The 21340-nt window shown below is 58.2% G+C and carries 20 protein-coding genes and 3 pseudogenes; 15 read left to right on the top strand and 8 right to left on the bottom strand.

Going from position 1 to position 21340, the window contains the following annotated elements; translation table 11 throughout:
* Positions 1–340: 340 nt before the first annotated feature.
* Both CFII64_RS30690 and CFII64_RS28510 read right to left on the bottom strand, forming a co-directional pair.
* Positions 341–577 carry an EamA family transporter gene (locus tag CFII64_RS30690; protein WP_177325464.1) on the bottom strand — a complete coding sequence of 79 codons (237 nt, stop codon included), beginning with the start codon at positions 575–577 and terminating at the stop codon, positions 341–343.
* A 153-nt stretch (positions 578–730) separates the two neighbouring features.
* Positions 731–1122, bottom strand: a pseudogene (locus CFII64_RS28510) (winged helix-turn-helix transcriptional regulator).
* Positions 1123–1219: 97 nt separating this feature from the next.
* Between CFII64_RS28510 and CFII64_RS28505 the strand changes: the two are divergent.
* Complete coding sequence (locus CFII64_RS28505) at positions 1220–1945, top strand: SDR family NAD(P)-dependent oxidoreductase (protein ID WP_044901775.1); 726 nt, start codon at positions 1220–1222, stop codon at positions 1943–1945.
* 91 nt (positions 1946–2036) lie between these two features.
* On the opposite strand, the gene CFII64_RS30405 is transcribed toward CFII64_RS28505, so the two are convergent.
* Positions 2037–2159: a hypothetical protein gene (locus CFII64_RS30405; RefSeq protein ID WP_020294361.1), complete on the bottom strand. Its 123-nt coding sequence runs from the start codon at positions 2157–2159 to the stop codon at positions 2037–2039.
* Between the two features lie 469 nt (positions 2160–2628).
* On the opposite strand from CFII64_RS30405, the pseudogene CFII64_RS30685 reads away from it, so the two are divergent.
* From CFII64_RS30685 to CFII64_RS29970, 6 genes and pseudogenes are all read left to right on the top strand, one after another.
* Positions 2629–3399: pseudogene (locus tag CFII64_RS30685) on the top strand (MCP four helix bundle domain-containing protein); the annotation flags it as partial.
* A complete protein-coding gene (locus CFII64_RS30680; protein ID WP_371106479.1) occupies positions 3391–4254 on the top strand; it encodes a methyl-accepting chemotaxis protein in 864 nt (287 codons plus the stop codon). The pseudogene CFII64_RS30685 and the gene CFII64_RS30680, both read left to right, overlap by 9 nt.
* A 158-nt stretch (positions 4255–4412) precedes the next feature.
* Positions 4413–5192 (top strand): hypothetical protein, encoded by a 780-nt coding sequence (locus tag CFII64_RS28490; RefSeq protein WP_020294358.1) that lies wholly within the window; start codon positions 4413–4415, stop codon positions 5190–5192.
* Between the two features lie 271 nt (positions 5193–5463).
* Positions 5464–5700 carry a hypothetical protein gene (locus tag CFII64_RS28485; RefSeq protein ID WP_020294357.1) on the top strand — a complete coding sequence of 79 codons (237 nt, stop codon included), beginning with the start codon at positions 5464–5466 and terminating at the stop codon, positions 5698–5700.
* Positions 5701–5914: 214 nt separating this feature from the next.
* The gene (locus CFII64_RS28480; RefSeq protein WP_020294356.1) at positions 5915–8188 is read left to right on the top strand and encodes a nitric-oxide reductase large subunit; all 2274 of its coding nucleotides are present in this window, start codon (positions 5915–5917) and stop codon (positions 8186–8188) included.
* Positions 8189–8517: 329 nt separating this feature from the next.
* Positions 8518–8703, top strand: coding sequence for a hypothetical protein (locus CFII64_RS29970; protein ID WP_156883318.1), 186 nt, complete (start codon positions 8518–8520; stop codon positions 8701–8703).
* Positions 8704–8796: 93 nt separating this feature from the next.
* Here the strand turns inward: CFII64_RS29970 and CFII64_RS28475 are convergent, their stop codons facing one another.
* Positions 8797–10227, bottom strand: coding sequence for a mechanosensitive ion channel family protein (locus CFII64_RS28475; RefSeq protein ID WP_020294355.1), 1431 nt, complete (start codon positions 10225–10227; stop codon positions 8797–8799).
* 32 nt (positions 10228–10259) lie between these two features.
* Complete coding sequence (locus CFII64_RS28470) at positions 10260–11222, bottom strand: LysR family transcriptional regulator (RefSeq protein ID WP_044901806.1); 963 nt, start codon at positions 11220–11222, stop codon at positions 10260–10262.
* Positions 11223–11593: 371 nt separating this feature from the next.
* Here CFII64_RS28470 and CFII64_RS28465 point away from each other — a divergent pair, with 371 nt between their 5' ends.
* From CFII64_RS28465 to CFII64_RS29615, 7 genes are all read left to right on the top strand, one after another.
* Positions 11594–13138, top strand: coding sequence for a sensor histidine kinase (locus CFII64_RS28465; RefSeq protein ID WP_020294353.1), 1545 nt, complete (start codon positions 11594–11596; stop codon positions 13136–13138).
* A gap of 199 nt (positions 13139–13337) precedes the next feature.
* Positions 13338–13970, top strand: coding sequence for a response regulator transcription factor (locus tag CFII64_RS28460; protein WP_020294352.1), 633 nt, complete (start codon positions 13338–13340; stop codon positions 13968–13970).
* Positions 13967–14464 (top strand): response regulator transcription factor, encoded by a 498-nt coding sequence (locus CFII64_RS28455; RefSeq protein WP_371106477.1) that lies wholly within the window; start codon positions 13967–13969, stop codon positions 14462–14464. The genes CFII64_RS28460 and CFII64_RS28455 overlap by 4 nt, the downstream gene beginning before the upstream one ends.
* 266 nt (positions 14465–14730) lie before the next feature.
* The gene (locus tag CFII64_RS28450; RefSeq protein WP_020294350.1) at positions 14731–15933 is read left to right on the top strand and encodes an NAD(P)/FAD-dependent oxidoreductase; all 1203 of its coding nucleotides are present in this window, start codon (positions 14731–14733) and stop codon (positions 15931–15933) included.
* A 56-nt stretch (positions 15934–15989) separates the two neighbouring features.
* On the top strand, positions 15990–16250 hold the full coding sequence (locus CFII64_RS28445; protein WP_044901804.1) for a hypothetical protein: 261 nt from the start codon (positions 15990–15992) through the stop codon (positions 16248–16250).
* A gap of 203 nt (positions 16251–16453) precedes the next feature.
* Positions 16454–17908 carry a sensor histidine kinase gene (locus CFII64_RS28440; RefSeq protein WP_020294348.1) on the top strand — a complete coding sequence of 485 codons (1455 nt, stop codon included), beginning with the start codon at positions 16454–16456 and terminating at the stop codon, positions 17906–17908.
* 97 nt (positions 17909–18005) lie between these two features.
* Positions 18006–18392 (top strand): response regulator transcription factor, encoded by a 387-nt coding sequence (locus CFII64_RS29615; protein WP_044901773.1) that lies wholly within the window; start codon positions 18006–18008, stop codon positions 18390–18392.
* A 51-nt stretch (positions 18393–18443) separates the two neighbouring features.
* Here the strand turns inward: CFII64_RS29615 and CFII64_RS28430 are convergent, their stop codons facing one another.
* Positions 18444–18806 (bottom strand): helix-turn-helix domain-containing protein, encoded by a 363-nt coding sequence (locus CFII64_RS28430; RefSeq protein ID WP_020294346.1) that lies wholly within the window; start codon positions 18804–18806, stop codon positions 18444–18446.
* Between the two features lie 113 nt (positions 18807–18919).
* Here CFII64_RS28430 and CFII64_RS28425 point away from each other — a divergent pair, with 113 nt between their 5' ends.
* On the top strand, positions 18920–19654 hold the full coding sequence (locus CFII64_RS28425) for an SDR family NAD(P)-dependent oxidoreductase (protein WP_020294345.1): 735 nt from the start codon (positions 18920–18922) through the stop codon (positions 19652–19654).
* Positions 19655–19743: 89 nt separating this feature from the next.
* On the opposite strand, the pseudogene CFII64_RS28420 reads toward CFII64_RS28425, so the two are convergent.
* Positions 19744–20094 (bottom strand): annotated as a pseudogene (locus tag CFII64_RS28420) (helix-turn-helix domain-containing protein); the annotation flags it as partial.
* A gap of 230 nt (positions 20095–20324) precedes the next feature.
* Complete coding sequence (locus tag CFII64_RS28415) at positions 20325–21224, bottom strand: LysR family transcriptional regulator (protein ID WP_156883316.1); 900 nt, start codon at positions 21222–21224, stop codon at positions 20325–20327.
* Positions 21225–21340: the final 116 nt, after the last annotated feature.

Here is a 21340-nt window from a genome sequence, read left to right as displayed (position 1 = left end):
ACCAGCTATGGAGCAAAGGTGAACTCGCGACAAAGGAAACGCATACAGCTATCCTGGCCTCACGCGACGCCGCCCGCCAAGCGCAGGAAAAGGCTGAGGCCGAAACTGCAAAGGGCCGAGACTTTGCTAAGTATTGAGCACCGCTTTCGGTTATAAAAATGCAAGCGTCCAATAATCACATCTCGCCGCCTTGTGCTTAGCGAACGCTAAACACCGGCCGGTAGATGTTTGGTGACCATCGCTACTGCTTGCGCCGGCGAAGTTAAAGCGATGTCTGACGTTGGCGTAGCACGTTACCGGTATTTTCAGGTGCTAGCTGATCTATACTAAAATAATTCATTTAAACCTCTTCCGCTCTGTCAGGATCAGTTATGTTGGCAGCATTGGCAAATACAACTAGAGATAATCCGGCTACCTGAAGATAGGTCAGTGTTTGACCCAGCGTTATAACTCCGATAGCTAATGCTATTACAGGTTCTGCACTAGTCAGCATGCCGAACGTAGAATGCTTGAGAGTTTTCAAAGCTAGAAAATCTAAAAAGTATGGGGCAAGAGGTGGCTCTGCCGGCTGACGCATGACCGGGTGCCGCGATAGATCCATTCCCCGTTTACCCTTCTCGACCTAGAGGGTCGAAAGTGCCCTGCTTCTACTACTGCCGAAGCCTGCCAGTCGTCGGGCTGCCTTTTCCTATTTTCCCTAGATCCAAGGAGGTAGCACGCCCTTTGGTTACTAAATCTCCTCTAACCCTCCGTTGCTGCTGCTTGATAGGTCATAGGCACACTGCGCTCTTTCCAGCGCGGGGCCGTTGGCGAGCGACCAGTTGTAAAGGGCAGCAAAGGGCTCGCGTAGCGAGCAGCCAAGAGCGGTAATTGTGTATTCGACACCGATCGGGCGCGTCGGCAGGACTTTGCGACTGATAAGGCCGTTGCGCTCCAAACGCTTCAATGCGTCAGACAAAGCCTGTGGGTGATGCCGTCGAGGCGGCGCTTGAGGTCGTTGAACCGCGCCGGTTGCGTGCAGAGGACGCTCAGGATCAGCACCGTCCACTTATTGGCGATATGTTCGAGGATGGGCCGCGTCGCGGTGACATCAAGCGGCAGTTCGAGAACGTCTTTGGACATGGGTATACGCCTCAATATCTAAGCACCATCTGGTGCCTTCTTGTGATTAGATATAGGAATGATACCTTGTTCGTCACTATTAGCGATGGGTGGGCGTATGAGCAGGCTTTCAGGAAAAATCGCCGTCGTGGTCGGAGGCCATGGCGGCATCGGTGGCGCTATCGCAGAGCGGTTCGCGGCGGAAGGCGCCACCGTTTATGCAACCAGTCGCCGCGCCGAAGACGGGGAGGCCGAGCTTGGAGCCGGCAAGCTGCGTGCGCGCCGAGTCGATGCTTCCGACTTGACGGCGCTCGCCGCTTTCTTCGAGGCGGTGGGCAGCGAGGCCGGACGGGTGGACGTGCTCGCCGTCAACGTCGGCATCTCCGAGTTCGCGACCCTCAACGACATCAGCGAGGACCATTTCGACCGGACCTTCGACCTCAACGTGCGCGCGCTGCTGTTTGCCGCCAAGGCTGCGACGGCGATTATGCCGGATGGTGGCTCGATCGTGTTGGTGGGCTCGATCGCCGACGCGATCGGCACAAAAGGCTATGGCGTCTACGGGGCAACCAAGGCCGCCGTGCGCTCGTTGGGGCGGACCTGGGCCAACGAGCTAGCGCCCCGCAACATCCGTGTCAACGTCGTGGCACCGGGACCAACCGACACCGCCATGATGGCGGCGGCGTCCGACGAGGTCCGCGAGACGCTGAAGAAGCTGATCCCGCTCGGCCGTATGGGGCGTGCCGACGAAGTGGCCTCGGCCGCGCTGTTCCTCGTCAGCGACCAAAGCAGCTTCATCACCGGGGCCGAGCTGCCGGTTGACGGCGGCATGGCGCAGGTCTGATCTGTGCCTCCTGCCAAACGACATGGCGGGCCGTCGCAGACGTCGGCGTTCTCGGCATGACCGGATTCATCGCCTGGTGAGGACTGACCGCTCAGATGCCGGGGCGCTGTTCGTCGAGCGCCTCAATCCTCCCCAGACTGTCGGCGACGGTCTTCGAAAGGTTGATGATCAGGCGCCACGCACTGGCGCCTTTACGAAACTGGTAGAGCAGCATGGCGCCTCCGGTTTGACGGCCAAGGATGATTTCTTCGTCGACACCGTCCGAAGCTAAAAGGTGTGTAGTGCTTGGCTCGCTAAGGAGTGCACGGCCTGACGGGTCGTACGCATGCGCGTGGCAGAGTGGTTCGCTACGGCTTGCTCCTTCTGGCCGAAAGCGACGGAGTGCGAGCGGCTTGCCTTCAAGGCAGCAGGTAGGTTGAGGTCGGCTGGGGCTTTTTTCGGAGGCGACTCCAGCCCTACCCATTTTTTGCAAACCGGATTGCCCATAGCATCCATTGCCTTCCTGACTGAAGTTTCAAGTCAGAAAATATAATTCTGGTTATACAAAATATTTCTCATGACTGGCCGATACTGTTAAAGGGTGCCCGGACTCTTTTGCAGTCGCGCCCGCGTTGACAAGCCTGTCTACTTGTTAACGAACGACGCACGGAGTGCATTTCGTTGTCTTCCAATGAGAATAATTCATGTACCTGAGAAATATAAATATCGCACCGCGGGCGTTTCTGGGATTTGCATTTATCGCTTTGTTGGTCATTGCTCTGGGTTTTTTTGCCCTCAATCGGATGTCTGTCATCCGGGAAGCGACTATTCAGATGGAGACGAATAGTCTGCCCAGCGTAGGCTACCTTGGGGATATCACGGAAAACGTGTTGCGTTTGCGCATTACCTCATTCCGTATTTTGATCAATCGTGAGCCCGCGCTATTAAAAGGCACCGACGAAAGAATGCGTGAGCTTGCCGGCAAAGTTCAGCAAGCCAAAAGCAACTACGCGGCACTGCCTTCTGCAGGCGAAGAACTTGATTTGTATAAACAATTCGATGCCACGCTGGACAAGTACCTGGTCGCGCAAAACGAGGCGCTGGAGCTGTCGCGGCAAGATAAAGTCGACGAGATGCGGACACTGATCAACTCCCGGATGAAGGACGGTTCGGACTTGATGGGTGAGCAACTCAGAAAATTGGTGGCGATTAACAAGACCAATGCCAGCGCGGATTCAAAAATTGCCGGTGAGCAATACAGCGGGGCTATCAAGGCGATCATTGCCGTGGCGGTCGCTGCGGCACTGTTGACTGTGTTGTTGGCCTGGCTGTTGACCCGCAGCATCGTGACGCCTCTGAACCGGGCTGTGCGCGCGGCACAGGATATTGCCGGGGGCAACCTCACCATGCCCATCGAGGTCGATGGCAAGGATGAATCCGCCCGCTTGCTTGAAGCACTGGCAATCATGCAGCGCAATCTGCGCCAGACCATTGAACAGATTTCCGGATCTGCCACGCAACTGGCCTCGGCGGCCGAAGAATTGAGCGCCGTCACTGAAGAGTCCTCACGAGGACTGCAGCAGCAAAATAACGAGATCGAACAGGCGGCCACCGCCGTCAACGAGATGACCGCCGCGGTGGAAGAAGTCGCGCGCAACGCGGTCTCGACCTCCGAGGCTTCCCAGGCGTCGAATCAGACGGCACGCCAGGGCCGCGATAAAGTGCTCGAAACCGTCAAGGCCATTCAGGCCATGACTCAGGACGTGCAAACCACCTCCAATCTGGTCGAAGGCCTGGCCGAGCAAGGTCGGGATATCGGCAAGGTGCTGGATGTAATTCGCTCCATCGCCGAGCAGACCAACCTGTTGGCCCTCAACGCGGCGATTGAAGCGGCACGGGCAGGCGAAGCGGGACGCGGGTTTGCGGTAGTGGCCGACGAAGTTCGCGCCCTGGCGCACCGCACCGCTCAATCCACTCAGGAGATCGAGCAGATGGTGGCCGGGATTCAAAGCGGCACCGGCAACGCCGTGCAGTCCATGGCGCTCAACACCAACCGTACGCAGTCGACGCTTGAACTGGCGCGCTCTGCTGGCGACGCACTGGAGCAGATCACCGAAGCCATTTCGCAGATCAACGAACGCAACCTGGTTATCGCCAGTGCGTCAGAGGAGCAGGCTCAGGTTTCCAGGGAAGTGGACCGCAATCTGGTCAACATCCGCGATCTGGCGACCCAGTCGGCTGCCGGCGCCAACCAGACCAGCGCGGCCAGTCATGAGTTGTCACGGCTGGCAGTGGACCTGAACGCAATGGTCGCGCGTTTCGTGGTTTGACCTGGCCTGCATGTCGCACGCTGAGCCGGTCCTACGAAATGCATCCAATTCAATGACTATACACACGTATGAATGAAGCCGGCTTCAAGACTGCGTATCTTGCCTGGGATTGAGCCTGCCAAGGCTCCAACCCGGGCGTTGCATGCCAAGGAAGGATAATGAACACCATCTCTACGTCAGCGGGCCTGACGACGTCGGCGTCTACCTATTCGGTGCAGACCGCGTCAGCCGCCTATGGGCAGAAACGTCCTGCGTACGATGACTCGGCCACCCAGCAAACCGGCAATGAAGACGCGGTCAGCTTCTCCCGCACCGCCAGCGATTACAGCAGTGCCATCGGCAGCAATGCGCCTTACTTCCCCATCCGCTCGGGCATGAATGCCGACGCGCTGATTCTGGGTGTATCCAGGCCAGGCACGGTGTCCAGTTCCAAAGATAAAACCTTTACTGAAGTGGCCACCGATGCCCGCAAGCGCATGGATGACAAATACGCATTGATGAATGCCAGCGGCAAGCCTTACGACAAGAGTGATCAGGATCGCAACTCACTGATGGGCGATCTTGACCGGCGTTCGCTCAATGCCGTCGCCACCAATAAAGACGGGAAGTTCACGGCAGAAGAGCAGGATGCGGCCAAAGGCCTGATGCGCCAGCAATCGAGGCTCGCAACCGGCTATTACGTCGGGCCGGACGACCAGAAGAAAGGCTGGAAGGATCCCTTTGCCAATGATCCTGTCGGCCGTGCCAATGCGGCGTTGAGTTTCCTGGAAGGCATGAGCCCCGAGGAAAAAGCCACGCCAGAATGGTTGTCCCAGCACCAGACGCTGCAGTCGGCACTGGCACAGGTCGATCAGACGGATCCGACCCGCGCCGCCCCTAAAAAGCACTTCCCGATCCTTGCGGAAATCCTTGCCGAGAGCGGCAGTTACTTCGATTAAGCCAATACCTGTCAAAAAACAGCGTTCCCGAAGGCCCCTCTGGTGGGCCTTTTTGGTGTCCGGGCCCGTGCAAATCGGCCTGAGACATACCTGAGTATGAATAGCTAAGACCTATACATGACGCAGCCGACCGTGAGTAGGACAGACGCGACCCAGGCCAGTCGCTAAATTGGACCCATGCACCAGCGCCTGCGGAACCCGCTCGGAAGTTCCGGACCTGGCACTGAAATCAGGGTTCACACCGTCTTATCCATCGACCGGAGTCATTGCCATGTCTGTATTAAACGCACCCGTCGAACTTCAGGTATCGACGCGCAATATCGAGGTAAAGGGCAATTGGCTCGAACGCATAAACCTGCCCTTTTTCTTTTCGCCTGATTTGCCTGGCAGCGTTGGCAACGTAGTCGATCAGCGCAGTGACCTGCTGGAATCCCGGTTATTGCACGCGTCGATGTCAGCGCGACTTCTGTATGACGGCCAATCGAATCAATACGCTTTACCGCTTTGATCTAACACCCCGGTTTGGCCTCTCCTTCCATGGCCGGGTTTCAGCGCTCACCCCATTGGGGCTGAGCGCTTTTTTTATGGGGCGCCCGTTTTCCGAACACTGACCGCAACAGATAAACATCAAGGAACCGCTATGCATCCGGACTCATTACGAACTAATCGGCTCAGGGGCGGATTAGTAAAACTTTCCAACCGGCAAACTATGGAGGTGCTTCATGGATGAATACCGCAAGTTATGGTGGGGCTTGATCGGCATCCTGGGCATCACGTTTTGCCTGTTGGGCTGGTTTGGCCGCGAAATCTACCGCCAGGCGCCGCCTATCCCTGAACGCGTGCAAAGCGTCGATGGACAGCTGTTGTTCGATGCCAAGACCATCCTCGACGGTCAAACCGCGTGGCAAAGCATCGGCGGCATGCAGTTGGGATCGATCTGGGGCCATGGTGCCTATCAGGCGCCGGACTGGACAGCTGACTGGTTGCATCGCGAGCTGACCGCCTGGCTGGAGCTGGCCGCAGAGCACGCCTATGGCAAAGCCTACAACGAGACCAGCGACGATCAGCAGGCCTTGCTGCGCCATCAACTCAAGCGCGAATACCGGGGCAACCGTGTGGTCGACGGGACGCTGGTTTTGAGTGATCGCCGGGTCCAGGCGATTGCACAAACGGCCAGCTACTACGACGCACTGTTCAGCGGCGATCCCGCCCTGCACGCCAGCCGTGTCAGTTTCGCCATGAAAGAAGTCACGCTGCCTGATCCCGCCCGCCGCCAGCAAATGACCCGCTTCTTTTTCTGGACGGCCTGGGCCGCTGCAACCGAACGCGACGGGCAACCGGCGACATACACCAACAATTGGCCGCACGAGCCGTTGATCGACAACACTCCCACTGCGGAAAACATGATCTGGTCCATGGTCAGCATCATCGTGCTGCTTGCCGGGGTGGGTTTCCTGGTCTGGGCCTGGGCCTTCCTGCGCAAACATGACGAAGCCGAGCCGGTCGTGCCGAGCCATGACCCCATCTGTCTGTTGACTCTGACTGCGTCACAAAAAGCCTTGGGCAAGTACCTGTTGCTGGTGGGCGCGCTGTTTGGTTTCCAGGTCATGATGGGCGGCCTGACGGCGCATTACACCGTTGAGGGCCAGGATTTCTACGGCCTGCCCCTGTCCAAGTGTTTCCCCTATTCGCTGACCCGCACCTGGCATCTGCAAAGCGCGATGTTCTGGATTGCCACGGGCTTTCTGGCTGCCGGACTGTTTTTGGCGCCGATCATCAACGGTGGCAAGGATCCAAAATGGCAGAAGCTGGGAGTTGATCTGCTGTTCTGGGCGCTGGTCGTGGTGGTCATTGGTTCTTATACCGGCAACTTCCTGGCCATCGCGCAACTGATGCCGGCCGAGTGGAGTTTCTGGCTGGGCCACCAGGGTTATGAATACGTGGACCTTGGCCGGGTGTGGCAAATCGGCAAGTTTGTCGGGATCGTGTTCTGGCTGGTGTTGATGCTGCGCGGCATGGTGCCAGCCCTGCGCAATCCGGGGGACAAGAACCTGCTCGCGCTGTTGGCGTGCTCGGTCATTGCCATCGGCCTGTTTTACGGCGCCGGTCTGTTTTATGGCGAACGGACGCACCTTTCGGTCATGGAATACTGGCGTTGGTGGGTGGTACATCTGTGGGTTGAAGGCTTCTTCGAGGTGTTCGCCACCAGTGCGCTGGCCTTTATCTTCACCAGCATGGGCCTGGTGTCGAGAAAACTGGCGACCACCGCCACCCTCGCCTCGGCCTCATTGTTCATGCTGGGCGGCGTACCGGGCACTTTCCATCACATGTACTTTGCCGGCACCACCACGCCGGTGATGGCCGTGGGCGCGACTTTCAGTGCTCTGGAGGTCGTGCCGTTGATTCTGCTGGGGCATGAAGCCTGGGAAAACTGGCGCTTGAAGGACCGGGCCCCGTGGATGGAGCGCGTCCGCTGGCCGCTGCAGTTTTTCGTCGCCTGCGCATTCTGGAACATGCTCGGCGCCGGGGTATTCGGCTTTCTGATCAACCCGCCTATCTCGCTGTTCTACATTCAAGGACTCAACACCACGCCCCTGCATGCCCATGCGGCACTGTTTGGCGTCTACGGCTTTCTGGCGCTGGGGTTCGGCTTGCTGATCCTGCGCTATATCCGTCCTGACCTGCGGTTCAATGAGCGGCTGATGAAAGTTGCCTTCTGGTGGCTCAATGGCGGCCTGCTGCTGATGATCTTGACCAGCCTGCTGCCGATTGGCCTGATCCAGTTCTACGCCAGTGCCAGCCAGGGTTTGTGGTACGCACGCAGCGAAGCCTTCATGCAGGGAGATTTGCTGCAAACCCTGCGCTGGTTCAGAACGTTCGGCGACGTTGTCTTCATGATCGGCGCCTTCGCGGTAATCTGGCAGTTCGTCAGCGGGTTGCTGTGGTCGTCCGCCAGGCTGCCGGTGAATGAAGCGGTGCTGCCAGGCCAGCCTTGATTCGCTCTTGCTGAAAACCTTGAAAAACGCTGATCGGGCCTGACCCGGTCAGCGTTTTTTTCGACAGCTCGTAACGCTATCAGCTACGCCCAGCTACACAAAAGCTACACAAAAGCTACACAACTGACTTGTCATTGGCCTCGCCAAGCAAAGCAGCAATTGAGTCGGGGCCAAAACCAAAGGCAATCACCATGCGCACAATAACTTCAGAAGTACCCAATGAAAAACCGTCGCTATCAACATGCGAGCCAATATCAGTAAACGCAACTTGATCGACGTGGCAGCACTCTCCAGTTCAGCACCCTGTAACCATTCTTGGGCAAATGGGCGTGAGCATCGACGCACAAGGACAGGGGATTGCTGTTGATCTGTTGCAGGACGCAATTGAGCGTGCGCTCGCCGCGTCAGCTGGAATCGGTTCAACAGCCATGATCGTTCACCCGCTGAATGAACGGCTGAAAAGTTCTACGCCAAAAATGCAGGTTTTATTCCTTGCCCCGCCATATCCCCGATGACGATGATGCTTGCACTCGTTTGATTGGGAGAATCAGCCCCGTTATTGCCTGGGCAAACAATGGGTTCAAGAAAGCGTTGTTGGCGAGGCGGACTTAGCGTTTCTGCAACCAGCCCAGAAATCCCGTTTTCCTGACTTGAATCGGCGTTTTCATCACCACCGACTCGCGGATTTCTTCGCGTTGGTGCTGCAAGTTGTCGAGTGCCAGGTAGAGTTCCCGGCAATGCTCCAGTTGCGCACCAAACGTGGCCTTTTCGATGCGGAACAAACGGCCGCTGGTGAGGCTGCGGAACTCGCCGCGTGAGCGGCCGTCACCCAGGATGCCTTCTTCGCCGATCACTTCACCCGGCCCCAATCGACCCACTTCAATGAACCGCTCGCCGTCGTGGATCGACACCGAGATAACCCCGGTGCTGATCACCATCAGGCTATCGGCAATGTCATCGAATGCGAGTATGACCTGGTCGGCCTGGTAATCCACCGGGCTCATGTCGGCGGCGAGTCGGTCACGGTCGTCCTGGCTCAAGGAACGGAAGATCCGCACCTCTTCCAGCAGCCGGCGCTGGCGAGTCCAGGCCAGGGAGGTCGGGCCGGAACCCCAGGTGACGCCTGATGCTTCGAGATGACGGTGCGCGAGGTCGAACATCAGGTTGCGCACTTCGGTTTTGTGCGCGATCGACTCGATGAAACCTTTGAGTTCGTATTCGTTGTATTCCAGATGGGAAGCCTTGACTGATGCCTTGGCCTTGCGCCCGGGCAACAACGCACGCGTGCCGCGCAGGGCTTTATCCAGCGCATCGAGCGCCTGGCGCGGCCGCACGCTGCTGGGAATGGCAATGGTGATACTGACGCCATGCGCGCTGCCCGGACTGCTGAAGTTCAGCACCTTGGCCTTGGCGGCCAAAGAATTGGGGACCACGGCCATGCTGCCTTGATCGGTCAGCAGATGAGTGGAGCGCCAGTCAATTTCCACAACCTTGCCTTCAACCCCGTCAATGCTGATCCAGTCATCGAGCTGATAAGGCTTGGTCGTGTTAAGCACGATGCCGGAGAACACGTCGCTCAACGTACTCTGCAGGGCAAGACCGACGACGATGGCCATCACCCCAGACGTGGCCAGCAACCCTTTGACCGGCAATTGCAGGATATAAGCGGCGGCGCCGACGATGGCCAGCAGGAACACCACTGCGCCGATCACATCATGCAACAGGCGCGCGGTATGACCGACCCGCGACATCAGGCCATGACCCATGATCACCGTCAGGGTTCGGGCGGCGAACAACCACCAGGCAACGCCCAATACGGTCGCCATCAGGTTCAGGATCGCATCGTCCGGCCACAGCGGTGGCTGCAGCGGGCTGATACCTGCCGCCATCATCACCCAGCAGAACGCTACGAACGCCAGCAGGCGCGCACACATGCGCAGGTTGCGCCGAGCATTGCCAAGGATCTGCCACAGCGACAGGTCGATAACGATCAGGAAGGTGCCGAAAATCAGCGGATGCGCCTGCAGGAACGTCAACACAAAGCCACTCCATCAGCCCGCCTGGGGCCGATTCATGCCACAGCGGAAATAAAGGACCGGTTCATTGCAGGGTGGATCTGCACTTCGGTTTGCTCGCCAAGGAATGCGCTGCAGCGCGCGCGCAACCAGCGTTCACCCGGATCATTGTGGGTCGCTGCGCGCCAGACCATCGAAAGCTCCTGCTGCGGCAGCTCTAGCGGGGCGAACTCGGCTCTCAATCCGCCGGAACCGGACATCGCCAGAGCGACGTAGTCCGGCACGATGGCGATCATGTCGCTGTCGGCCAGCAACATCGGCAAGGCGCTGAACTGCGGCACGGCCAGCACGACTTTGCGCTGCCGGCCGATCAAGCCCAGGGCGCGGTCGGAATCGTCGATGACATTGCCCATGGACGATACGACAGCGTGGGGACGACGACAGAATTCATCCAGGCCCAGTTCGCCGGGCTGGCCATCAGCGCGCAAAAGCATGGGCCGAATCGGCCGCAGGCCTTTGCGGCGGGCATTGGCCGGCAGCTCCAGGGTCTGGCTGATACCCAGGGAAATCTCCCCGGAAATCAGCATCTGTGACATCTGCCAGTGATCGGCTCGCCGCACCACCAGCGCCATGTTAGGCGCTTCGCTGCGCAGACGACGCAACAGAACGGGGAGCAACGCGTATTCGACGTCGTCGGAGAGGCCGATATGAAAGGTGGCCTCGCTGGAAGCCGGATCGAATGCCTGGCAGCGACTCAGCGCGGCAGCAATGCTGTCCAGTGCCGGAGAAAGCCTGGAGAAGATCTCTTCGGCCCGCGAAGTAGGCTCCATGCTGCGGCCTGAGCGAACAAACAGTGGATCATCGAACATCAAGCGCAGACGCCCAAGTGCGCTGCTGATGGTCGGTTGGCCGAGGAACAGCTTCTCGCCGACACGACTGACATTGCGCTCGTGCATCATGGATTCGAAGACAACCAGCAAGTTGATGTCAGCACGACGCAGGTCATTTCTGTTCATCATGGTAGCCGCCCAGGCCGAAGCCAGTAACTGAAGTGAATATGAACGTCGCTTCGCCATTCCCCTCAAGCCGGAGCAGCAATGCGCGGTGTATGAACAGGTTATGCAGGGCGGTGGCGCACGTCTGTCCTACCTGAGGTCATCTCACTCATCCCTTGGGTGCGTCCGTACATACTTGGGTATGTACAACCGCGGCACCCCGGAATTTTTTACCGGATTTCGGGCAGCACTGGCGTGGGCCGATATGCTTTAGAGGTTCAGCCATACGACTCAGGTTGAAACATGGCCGAAATTCAGGGTTTTATACCCATTCAAATGAGAAGAATTGCTATAAATTAGCCTCACAATGCCTCTATCTCCGATAACAGAAGTGTATGACCGACATGAAAAACAACAGGTCTTCGGATGTACTCAGCCGCTGGCCGCTTTTTTTCAGGCGCCTGTACGGCAACATGGCGTATGACCCGCACCGGATAAACTCCCGTCGACCGATCGGCATCAGCCCCAATCCGTGGGTCAATGGCCTGGGCTGGGTGGTGGGTTTGATCGTGGCGTGCGGCATTGTCATCATCAATTCCGAAACCCATACCGACTGGGCGCCGACCATCCTTTACATCACGTTGCTGCTGATGGCGGCCAACCTGTTTTCGATCAACCTGGTGATCAGCGTCGCGGTGATGTGCATCATGCTGTTGACCGCCATTTATGTTTACAACGGCGGTTATCAACGCTGGGAATCGACCACGGGGTTTTTCCGCTGTCTCACCGCCTTGTCAGCCATCACTTTCCTGGCCCTGCGCAGCAAGTACGCGTCCGACACCCTGCGCCATAACGAAGCCTATCTGATCGGCGCCCAGCGTCTGAGCCAGACCGGCAGCGTGACCTTCAGCGGCGACAGTGAAGCGATGTCCTGGTCGGACGAGCTGGCGAGGATTTTCGAATACCCTCTGGGCGAAGAACCCACGGCGTCGATGATTCTGGAGCGGACTCATCCCGATGACCGTTATCTGGCCCACGAGGTTTTCGCCAAAGCGGCGCGGCATGAGCCGCAGATAGAAGTCAGACACCGCCTGTTGATGCCCGACGGTCGCGTCAAGCACATCCATATGATCGCCAGCCCTCAATCCGCCCATAAGGGCCACGTCGAATACCTCGGCGCGGTGATGGACATCACCGCCAGCAAGCAGGCCGAAGAGGGTTTGTTCCGCGCACAGATGCAGCTGGCCCACGTCACCCGCGTGACCTCACTCGGCGAACTGGCAGCCTCCATCGCGCATGAAGTCAACCAGCCGCTGACCGCCATCACCAGCAGTGGCGAAGCCTGTCGCCGCTGGATCGACCGGCCGGAACCCGATCTGGACGAAGCCCGCCTGTCGCTGGATCGCATCATCGCCAGTTCCTGTCGGGCCAGCGATGTCATCAGCCGGGTCAGGGCGCTGTCGCGCAAATCCGATCCGCTGCGCCGGGACGAGTCGCTGGATGACATCGTCAGCGAGACGCTGGGCCTGGTTCAGCATGAGTTGGGGCATCACAAGATCAGCGCGAAAATCGAGCTGACGGCGGTCAACGTGCAGATCAGCGCTGATCGGGTGCAACTGCAGCAGGTAATCATCAACCTGATCATCAATGCCTGCCATGCCATGGAGGCGATCAAGGCGCGTGACCGGATTTTGCACGTCAGCACCTGGGTCCAGGACAACGAAGCCGTGCTGGAAGTGACGGACCATGGTTCAGGCATCAAGCCGGATGTGCTGCCTTCACTGTTCACTGCGTTTTTCACCACCAAGGAAAGCGGTCTGGGCATGGGCCTGTCGATCTGCCGGTCGATCATCGACTATCACGGCGGCAGGATCTGGGTCACCAGTGAAGTGGGCCAAGGCACCTCGTTCCGCTTCGCGCTGCCGGTACTGGCCAGTTGAGTCCAGACCCCCGCTCATACCAAAGTATGAAGCCTGTGTATTTTGGTGTTAGCGGATCGTCTGGTGGTAGGAGTGTCAGCGGTCCGGCATGGGATTAATGTGACGCTGGCGCATAGGAATCTGAACCCGGCGTGCGTGTTTTCATTCCTCTGAGTCAGGACAATCACCCCAGGGAAGCCCCGTGAACGAACATCACCCCATGAACAGAGTCATCAACACCGAACCCATGGTCTTCATCGTCGACGACGACGCGCCCCTGCGTGAATCCCTCGGCAGCCTGCTGCGCTCCATAGGCCTTCAGGTAGAGCTGTTCGGTTCGGTGGGCGACTTCATGAAGTTCACCCGCCCCGACATACCCAGCTGCCTGGTGCTGGATGTGCGCTTGCAAGGCGCCAGCGGGCTGGATTTCCAGAACGAGCTGGTGGCGGCCAATATCAATTTACCAATCGTGTTCATGACCGGGCACGGTGATATCGCCATGACCGTGCGGGCCATGAAAGCCGGTGCGGTGGATTTTCTGGCCAAGCCTTTTCGCGAGCAGGATCTGATAGATGCCGTCTCCGCCGCCCATGCGCGGGACAAAGTGCGTCGCGAGTCCGAGCGCGGCAACGACGAACTGCGCAACCGCTATGCAACCCTGACCGCGAGGGAGCAGACGGTGATGGCATACGCAGTGTCCGGCCTGATGAACAAACAGATCGCCGGCGAAATCAGTTTGAGCGAGATCACCGTCAAGATTCACCGGGGCCAGGCGATGCGCAAAATGGCCGCACGCTCGTTCGCCGACCTGGTACGCATGGCCGAAACCCTTGGGGTAACCCGCCCTCAGTGAAAGGCGTTCATACCCACGTATACTATGCCCCCCCTCAGGACAGCGTATCTTGCAGCGATGGCGGCGCCTTTCATGAGGCAGCCGATATCACCCCAGGTACCGAAATGTCTAATACGGCCATCATTTCCATTGTCGACGACGACGAATCAGTTCGAATAGCGCTGGACAGTCTACTGCGCTCCAATGGATTTACCGTCCGGACGTATTCCAGTGCCGAAGAATTCCTCGCGTCCAGCGGGCCGCAAAATACTTCTTGCCTAATTTCCGACATACAAATGCCCGGTCTGTCAGGGATTCAGATGTATGAAACGTTATCCATCAAAGGCCTGCACATTCCGGTCATCTTCATTACCGGACTGCCGGGCGAGCCGCCACCGATCAGTGCCCAGGCCGTCGAACCGATTGCGTTCTTCCCAAAGCCTTTTCCCTGCGCCCCATTGATCGCCTGCATCAATAGCGTATTGGATAACCAGGCGGATACTTTCCGCGCCTGATAGCACCCGTTCATGAATCCATTGTTTCTGCGACTTCATTCATTTTAATACTTTGGTATATCGACTTCACACCTAGGCGTGTGGGCACTGACCCTATGTAGAAGTGCCCTGCCCTTTGCCTCTGGATATTATCTTCTACAGCGAACCGGCCTTGAGTTGTTCTTGCGGTCAACCATTGAAGCATGCACTTCGATAACCACCGCACTTACGGTCACGCTTAAACAGACAACTATTCGCACTAATAACTTTGTCTCAGGAGCATACCCATGAAACAGCATATTCTCATTATTGGCGCAGGGTTCGGTGGGGTCTGGAGCGCACTGGGCGCGGCCCGTCTGTTGGACAAGCATGATCGTAATGACGTGCAAATCACTGTTCTGGCACCTCAGGCCGAACTGCGCATCCGTCCGCGCTTCTACGAAGCGGATGTACACAGCAAAATGGCCCCGCTTGGCGATCTGTTCGACGCCGTTGGCGTGAAGTTCGTCCAGGGCTCGGCCGACGGCATTGATGCGCAAAACAAGCAGGTCACCTACAGCGATGTGTTCGGCACACAGGGCAAATTGAGCTACGACCGCCTGGTGATGGCCGCCGGTAGCCGGGTGGTTCGTCCGGATCTGGAAGGCATGCTCGAACACGCTTTCGACGTCGACAAGATCGAACAGGCGACCGAGCTCGAAGCCCACATCAAGGCCCTGAAGAACCAGCCTGCCAGTGCTGCACGCAATACGGTCGTGGTCGCCGGCGGTGGCTTCACCGGGATCGAAACCGCTACTGAAATGCCAGCGCGACTGCGTGCAGCCCTGGGCGACGATGCCGCTATCCGCGTGATCGTTGTTGATCGCGGTCCGCAGATTGCCGCATCGATGGGCGATGGCATTCGTCCTTCGATTATCGAGGCTTCCGAGAAACTGGGCATCGAATGGGTGCTCAACGCCTCCGTTGCTTCGGTCGATGCCAACGGCGTCACGTTGGCCGACGGCCAGCGGATCGAGTCGAAAACAGTGATCTGGACCGTGGGTTTCCGGGCCAGCCCGCTCACTCAACAGGTTACCGGCACCCGCGACCCACAAGGCCGCCTGCATGTGGATGGCAACCTCAAGGTCAAGGGTTTGAACGACGTGTTCGCTGCGGGCGACGTCGCCTATGCCGCCTGCGACGACATCGGAAATTTCGCCGGAATGTCCTGTCAGCACGCTATTTCCCTGGGCCGTTACGCCGGTAACAACGTGGCGGCAGACCTGATCGGCGTTGCGCCGACCGCTTACAGCCAACCCAAATACGTGACATGCCTGGACCTGGGCGCCTGGGGCGCGGTGTACACCGAAGGCTGGGATCGCCAGCTGAAACTGGTCGGGCAGGAAGCCAAGGAACTCAAGACCCAGATCAATACCGTGTGGATCTACCCGCCGGTGGCTGATCGCGCCATTGCCCTGGCAGCGGCCGACCCGTCGATTCCGGTGGCATAACCCGCTGGCAATTGAATTGCTCACAACCCATGGCAACGCCATTTCAGGTGACCGACATGTATGGTTTTTTCGAGAGTCCGTATCGAGTATTGAAGTTGTCTCACACGCTGTTGATCGGTGGGCTGTTCATTCTGATCGCCGGGATCATCCTGGCTTACTTTCTTGATGCCTACCTGTCGCTGCCCGCTCTGGTGGGCGCTCATGCCCTGACGATTCTCGGTCCGACCGCGATCAAGCTGGGGTATGTGGCGCGTCTGCTGGCGTTCCATCGCCTGCGCCTGAATCTGCTGGTCAAAGTGCGTGGCTTCGCTGCGTGATCCTCGCCTCATTCCCTGTCCGGTCAGTGCTTCCCTGTGCTGACCGGCATTTCCAAAGCCCGTCACTGGTTATTTGCGGCGGGCTTTTTTTTTATTCAAGGACGACGACTGAACGTCGCCGACATGGAATATCTCCCAGTCACTCGACGCGCGACCACTCAGGTGCGCAACGGGTCATCTCCTGATAGTCACCGGATACCCTCATGACCTCCTTGAGCCTGAAAAAAGCTTATTTCGATACCGATGCAATGGCCTTGTTGATAGCACTGGCCGTCGCAACGTTCGTTGTGGTTTTCAAGTTCTTTACCAACTTGAGCGTGGCGACCACCGTGTTGTACGTCACCCTCGTGCTGATGTCCGCCAATGTCTTTTCCATCAGGATGGTCATTGCGGTGGCGTTGTCGTGTCTGTTGGTATTGACCGTCATTTTCGTCGTTGATCGGGACTATCTGGTGACCGAGGCCATCGGCGCCTATGTGCGCTGTGTGATTTCCCTGTCGGCGATCACCTTCCTGGCGCTGCGCAGCAAATATATGGCCGATGCCTTGCGGCGCAACGAAACCTATATGGTGAGTGCGCAACGCCTGAGCCAGGTGGGCAGCATCAGTCTGCGGGTCGATCGTTCGGAGATTTTCTGGTCAGCGGAGGCGGCGCGCATCTTCGGTTACCCGCCCGGAGAAACCCCGACCATGTTCACCATTCTGACCCGCACCCACCCTGATGACCGTTATCTCATCGACACTTTTTTCGAGCAGGCAACACGCCACGAACCACGCCTGGAGGTCGAACACCGCCTGCTGATGCCTGACGGCGCGGTCAAATACATCCACCTGATTTTCAACCCGCTGCCAGTGCAGCATGAGGGCTTTGAATACGTCGGCGCGGTCATGGATGTAACGGCAACCAAGGAAGCCGAGCAAGCCCTGTTCCAGTCCCAGGCGCAACTGGCCCACGTCACCCGTGTGACATCGCTGGGCGAGCTGGCCGCCTCGATTGCTCACGAGGTCAACCAACCGTTGGCCGCCATCCGAACCAGCGGCGAAGCCTGCCATCGCTGGCTCAATCGCAGCGAACCTGATCTGGGCGAAGTGCGCATATCCCTGGACCGCATGATCAGCAGTTCGACCCGAGCCAGCGAGGTCATCCGGCGCATTCGAACGCTGTCGCGCAACTGCGATCCCGAGCGCCAGAAAGAGTCGTTCAACGACATCGTCAGCGAGACGCTCGGCCTGGTGCAGTACGAATTAAGCCGCAGCCACGTCAAGTTACGTGTGGAGCTGGATGTGACTGCGGTAGCCATCAGTGCCGACCGCGTGCAGCTGCAGCAGGTTATCCTCAACCTGATCATCAATGCCTGTCAGGCGATGACCGAAGTCGATCCCCGAGAGCGAATCCTCAAGGTGCGCAGCTGGCAATACGACGGCGATTCCATGCTGGAAATCAGCGACTGCGGCATCGGGATTCCCGATCAGGCGTTGCCTTCGCTGTTCCAGCCGTTTTTCACCACGAAATCAGATGGCCTGGGCATGGGTCTGTCGATTTGTCGTTCAATTATCGAGTATCACGACGGTAGAATCTGGGCCAATAACAACGAGGGCGGCGGTGCCGTATTCACGTTGGCTATTCCAGTATTGAAAAATCAGCCAGTCGTCACCTGAACATACTCACGTATGATGTTACAAATTGCCACTAGTGCGAAACTTTAATTAAGCGAGGCTTTATTCAAAAGCTCCGAACTATTTAAGGTTGTCCTAATTGATAAACACTCCAATCATTACGATCGTTGATGACGACGACGTTGTTCGAATATCAATGGACAGCCTGGTGCGCTCAATGGGGTATGTCTCTCATTCTTATTCGTGCGCTGAAGACTTCCTGGCTTCTCGCTCCCTTGACGTCACGTCCTGCCTTATTTCAGATATTCGAATGCCCGGTCTCAGCGGCCTGCAACTTCTTGAAGAAATGCTCGCGCGTTCGATCCGTTATCCGGTGATATTCGTGACCGCCTGCATCGGCGACCTACCCGAACTCAAGGCGCGGGAACTGGGCGCGGTGGGCTACTTCAAGAAACCTTTCAATGGCGCTCAGCTGATGTCCCATATTCGAGGCGTACTGGATGCCGAACAGATTCTTGAAGCCTAATGCCCGGATTGGGGTCGTGCGACTCAGCGGCTCTTCAGCCTCAGCATTCTGCTAGGGCAACGTGTCGCGCTGGGCAAAGATGCTTGCCACTTGCACCGCGTTCTCGGTTCCCCAGGCGCACAGCGGCATGATCGCTTCAGCCAGGCTGCAACCCAGCGGGGTCAGCGTGTAGTCCACGCGCGGCGGCACTTCCTTGTAGTCGGTCCTCGCCAACACGTGGTCGGCTTCCAGATCCTTCAATTGCTGGATCAGCACCTTGTCGCTGACACCCGGGATCAAGCGCTTGAGTTCGCCGTAGCGCTTTGGACCGTCGCGCAGAAAAAACAGGACCAGCGGTTTCCACTTGCCCGAGATGATGCGCAGCGTGGCGTTGAGCCCGCAGCCGGTACCGCAGATTTCAGGAATTCTCGTCATTTTTTGATACTTACCAAAAGGTGCATACTTGTCCTTAGGTTAGCAGAGCTGCATCCTCGTCCTCAAGCAAACAGTTCCCTGTTTGCATACAACTCCAACGAAGGATGCACGACATGACCAGACTGAATGGAAAAACCGCGGTGATCACCGGCGGCGCTACCGGCATCGGCCTCGCCGCAGCAAAGCGTTTCATCGAGGAAGGCGCTTTCGTCTTCATCTTCGGCCGTCGTCAGGAAGCGCTCGACGCCGCTGTGGCTGACCTTGGGCCTAACGCCCGTGCGGTGAAGGGCTCGGTCTCCGACGAGGCCGACCTCGATCGACTCTACGCAGCAGTGAAGGCCGAGCGCGGCAGCCTCGACATCGTCTTCGCCAATGCCGGAGCGGGAAGCCCGCTTGCCCTTGGCCAGATCACCGCCGAACACATTGACGAAACTTTTGACACCAATGTGAAGGGTACGATTTTCACGGTCCAGAAAGCGCTGCCGCTGATGGGCCAGGGCGGTTCGATCATCCTGACCGGGTCGAGCGCCGGCACCACGGGCGCCCCGGCATTCAGCGCCTACAGCGCGAGCAAGGCGGCAGTGCGAAACCTCGCGCTGTCCTGGGCCGAGGACCTGAAGGGCACCGGCATCCGGGTAAACGTGCTGTCGCCTGGCCCGACTGCGACCGACCTAGCCAAGGCCGCGCTAGGCGAGGAAGGCATGAAGGTCTTCGCCTCGATGAACCCGCTCCAGCGCATGGCGGAACCGGCAGAGATCGGAGCGGTGGCCGCCTTTCTCGCGTCCCGGGACAGCAGTTTCATGACCGCCAGCGAAGTCGCCGTCGACGGCGGCCTGGCGCAAATCTGACTGGCTACGCCTCCCCGCCCGGGGAGGCATCGCGTTTTCCATGCCTGCACGCGGACCTGTTCCCGGCGCCCGGAAAACCTTGGCGTAGGTTATCCCGAGCTCTGCGCGCGCCCATCCTGCGGCGATGCGCGTCCGAAACGGCCACGGTAATCGCGCGGAGAAACAGCCAGATGCCGCTGGAACGTCGCGCGCATACGCTCCTCGTCGCCGAAGCCACAAGCGCAGGCAATCTGATCAATGTTTTGCAGGGAATTTTCCAACATTCGCCGAGCAGCGATCAGGCGGAAGATTTCGATGGTCTTGGCCGGTGTGCGACAGGTTTTTTCTTTATAGCGGCGGGCGAAGTTTCGACGGCTCATGTGCATCTGGCGCGCCAGCAGATCCACGCAAAGATCACTGCGACTGAGGTTGTCAGCCAGCCACAGGTGCAAGCGGTCGAAAACGCAGCGCCGCGTCACAGTGAGCAAGTCACCGGTTTCAGGCCGTGGAGCCTCCTTCTGTGTCACGTTTTCCGCCCCCTGCGCTCGCACCATGACTCCGAACAGGTGCAACGACCGGTCGGAGGAAAATCAACGCGGTCGATGCTAGGGCGTTTGCACAAAAAGATAAGCACCGCAGAGTGCGACGGGTTGTATGACCAAATTGCACAATGCCGACCAGCAACAGCGGCTCAGCCCTCGTGTTGCTTGAGGAAATCGATGAACACTCGAAGCTTTTGCGGCATCGCTGTGCGATTGAAGTAATACAGCGATAGGCTGCGCTGCGGGCTCCAGTCTTGCAGGACTCGCACCAGCCGACCGTCCGACAGATGATCGGCGACGTAGCGGTCATAGAAATAAGCAAAACCGCAGCCTTGCAGCGCGGCATTGAGCATGGTCATGCCGTCATTGCTGGAGATGCGCCCTTTGGTATCGACATCGACATCCTGCCCATCCCGGGAAAACTGCCAGCGCTCGTAAGCCCCGGTCACCGCGCTGTTGTAGCGAATGCAGTCATGCAGCAGCAGATCCGTCGGCACCTGGGGAATGCCACAACGAGCGATGTAATCCGGCGACGCCACGACGGCCATGCGGATGTCTGCGCCCAGCGGTACGGTAACCATGTCCTGTTCCAGAATCTTGTTGACCCGAATGCCCGCGTCATAACCGTCATTGACGATATCGACGAGGCGACTCTCGATAGCGATGTCCAGGTTGATTTCTGGATACGCCGCCAGAAATTTGGGCAGCATGGGTTCAAGAAACATGACGTAGGCGCTGCGGGACATGGTCAGGCGCAACGTGCCTGAAGGCGTGGCGGCCACCTGTTCAAGATCGGTAAAAGCAGTTTTCAGCTCCCTGACCAAGGGCGCGACCTTGCGATAAAAGGCTTCTCCCGCCTCGGTCAGGCCAACGCTGCGCGTGGTTCGATTGAACAGCCTGACCCCGGCGCGCTTCTCCAGTTGGCGCACCGCATGACTGATGGCTGACTTGCTGACCCCCATGATCACTGCCGCTGCGGTGAAACCACGGGCATCGGCCACACAGACGAACACCGTCAACAACTCGAATCCATCACTGTCTATTGTCAAGTTCGGCTTCACAGGCTGTGGCAGAGGAAATGATTATCGGTCCATCCTGAAATTATACAATCGCGTGGCAGTCGCCTCGCGCTGCAGCGTGTCGCCAGGAGAACCCTCGTCGCGCA

Source organism: Pseudomonas sp. CFII64 (genome assembly GCF_000416235.1).
In the GTDB taxonomy this organism is placed as follows: Bacteria; Pseudomonadota; Gammaproteobacteria; order Pseudomonadales; family Pseudomonadaceae; genus Aquipseudomonas.
This window is presented reverse-complemented; position numbering and strand designations above follow the sequence as displayed.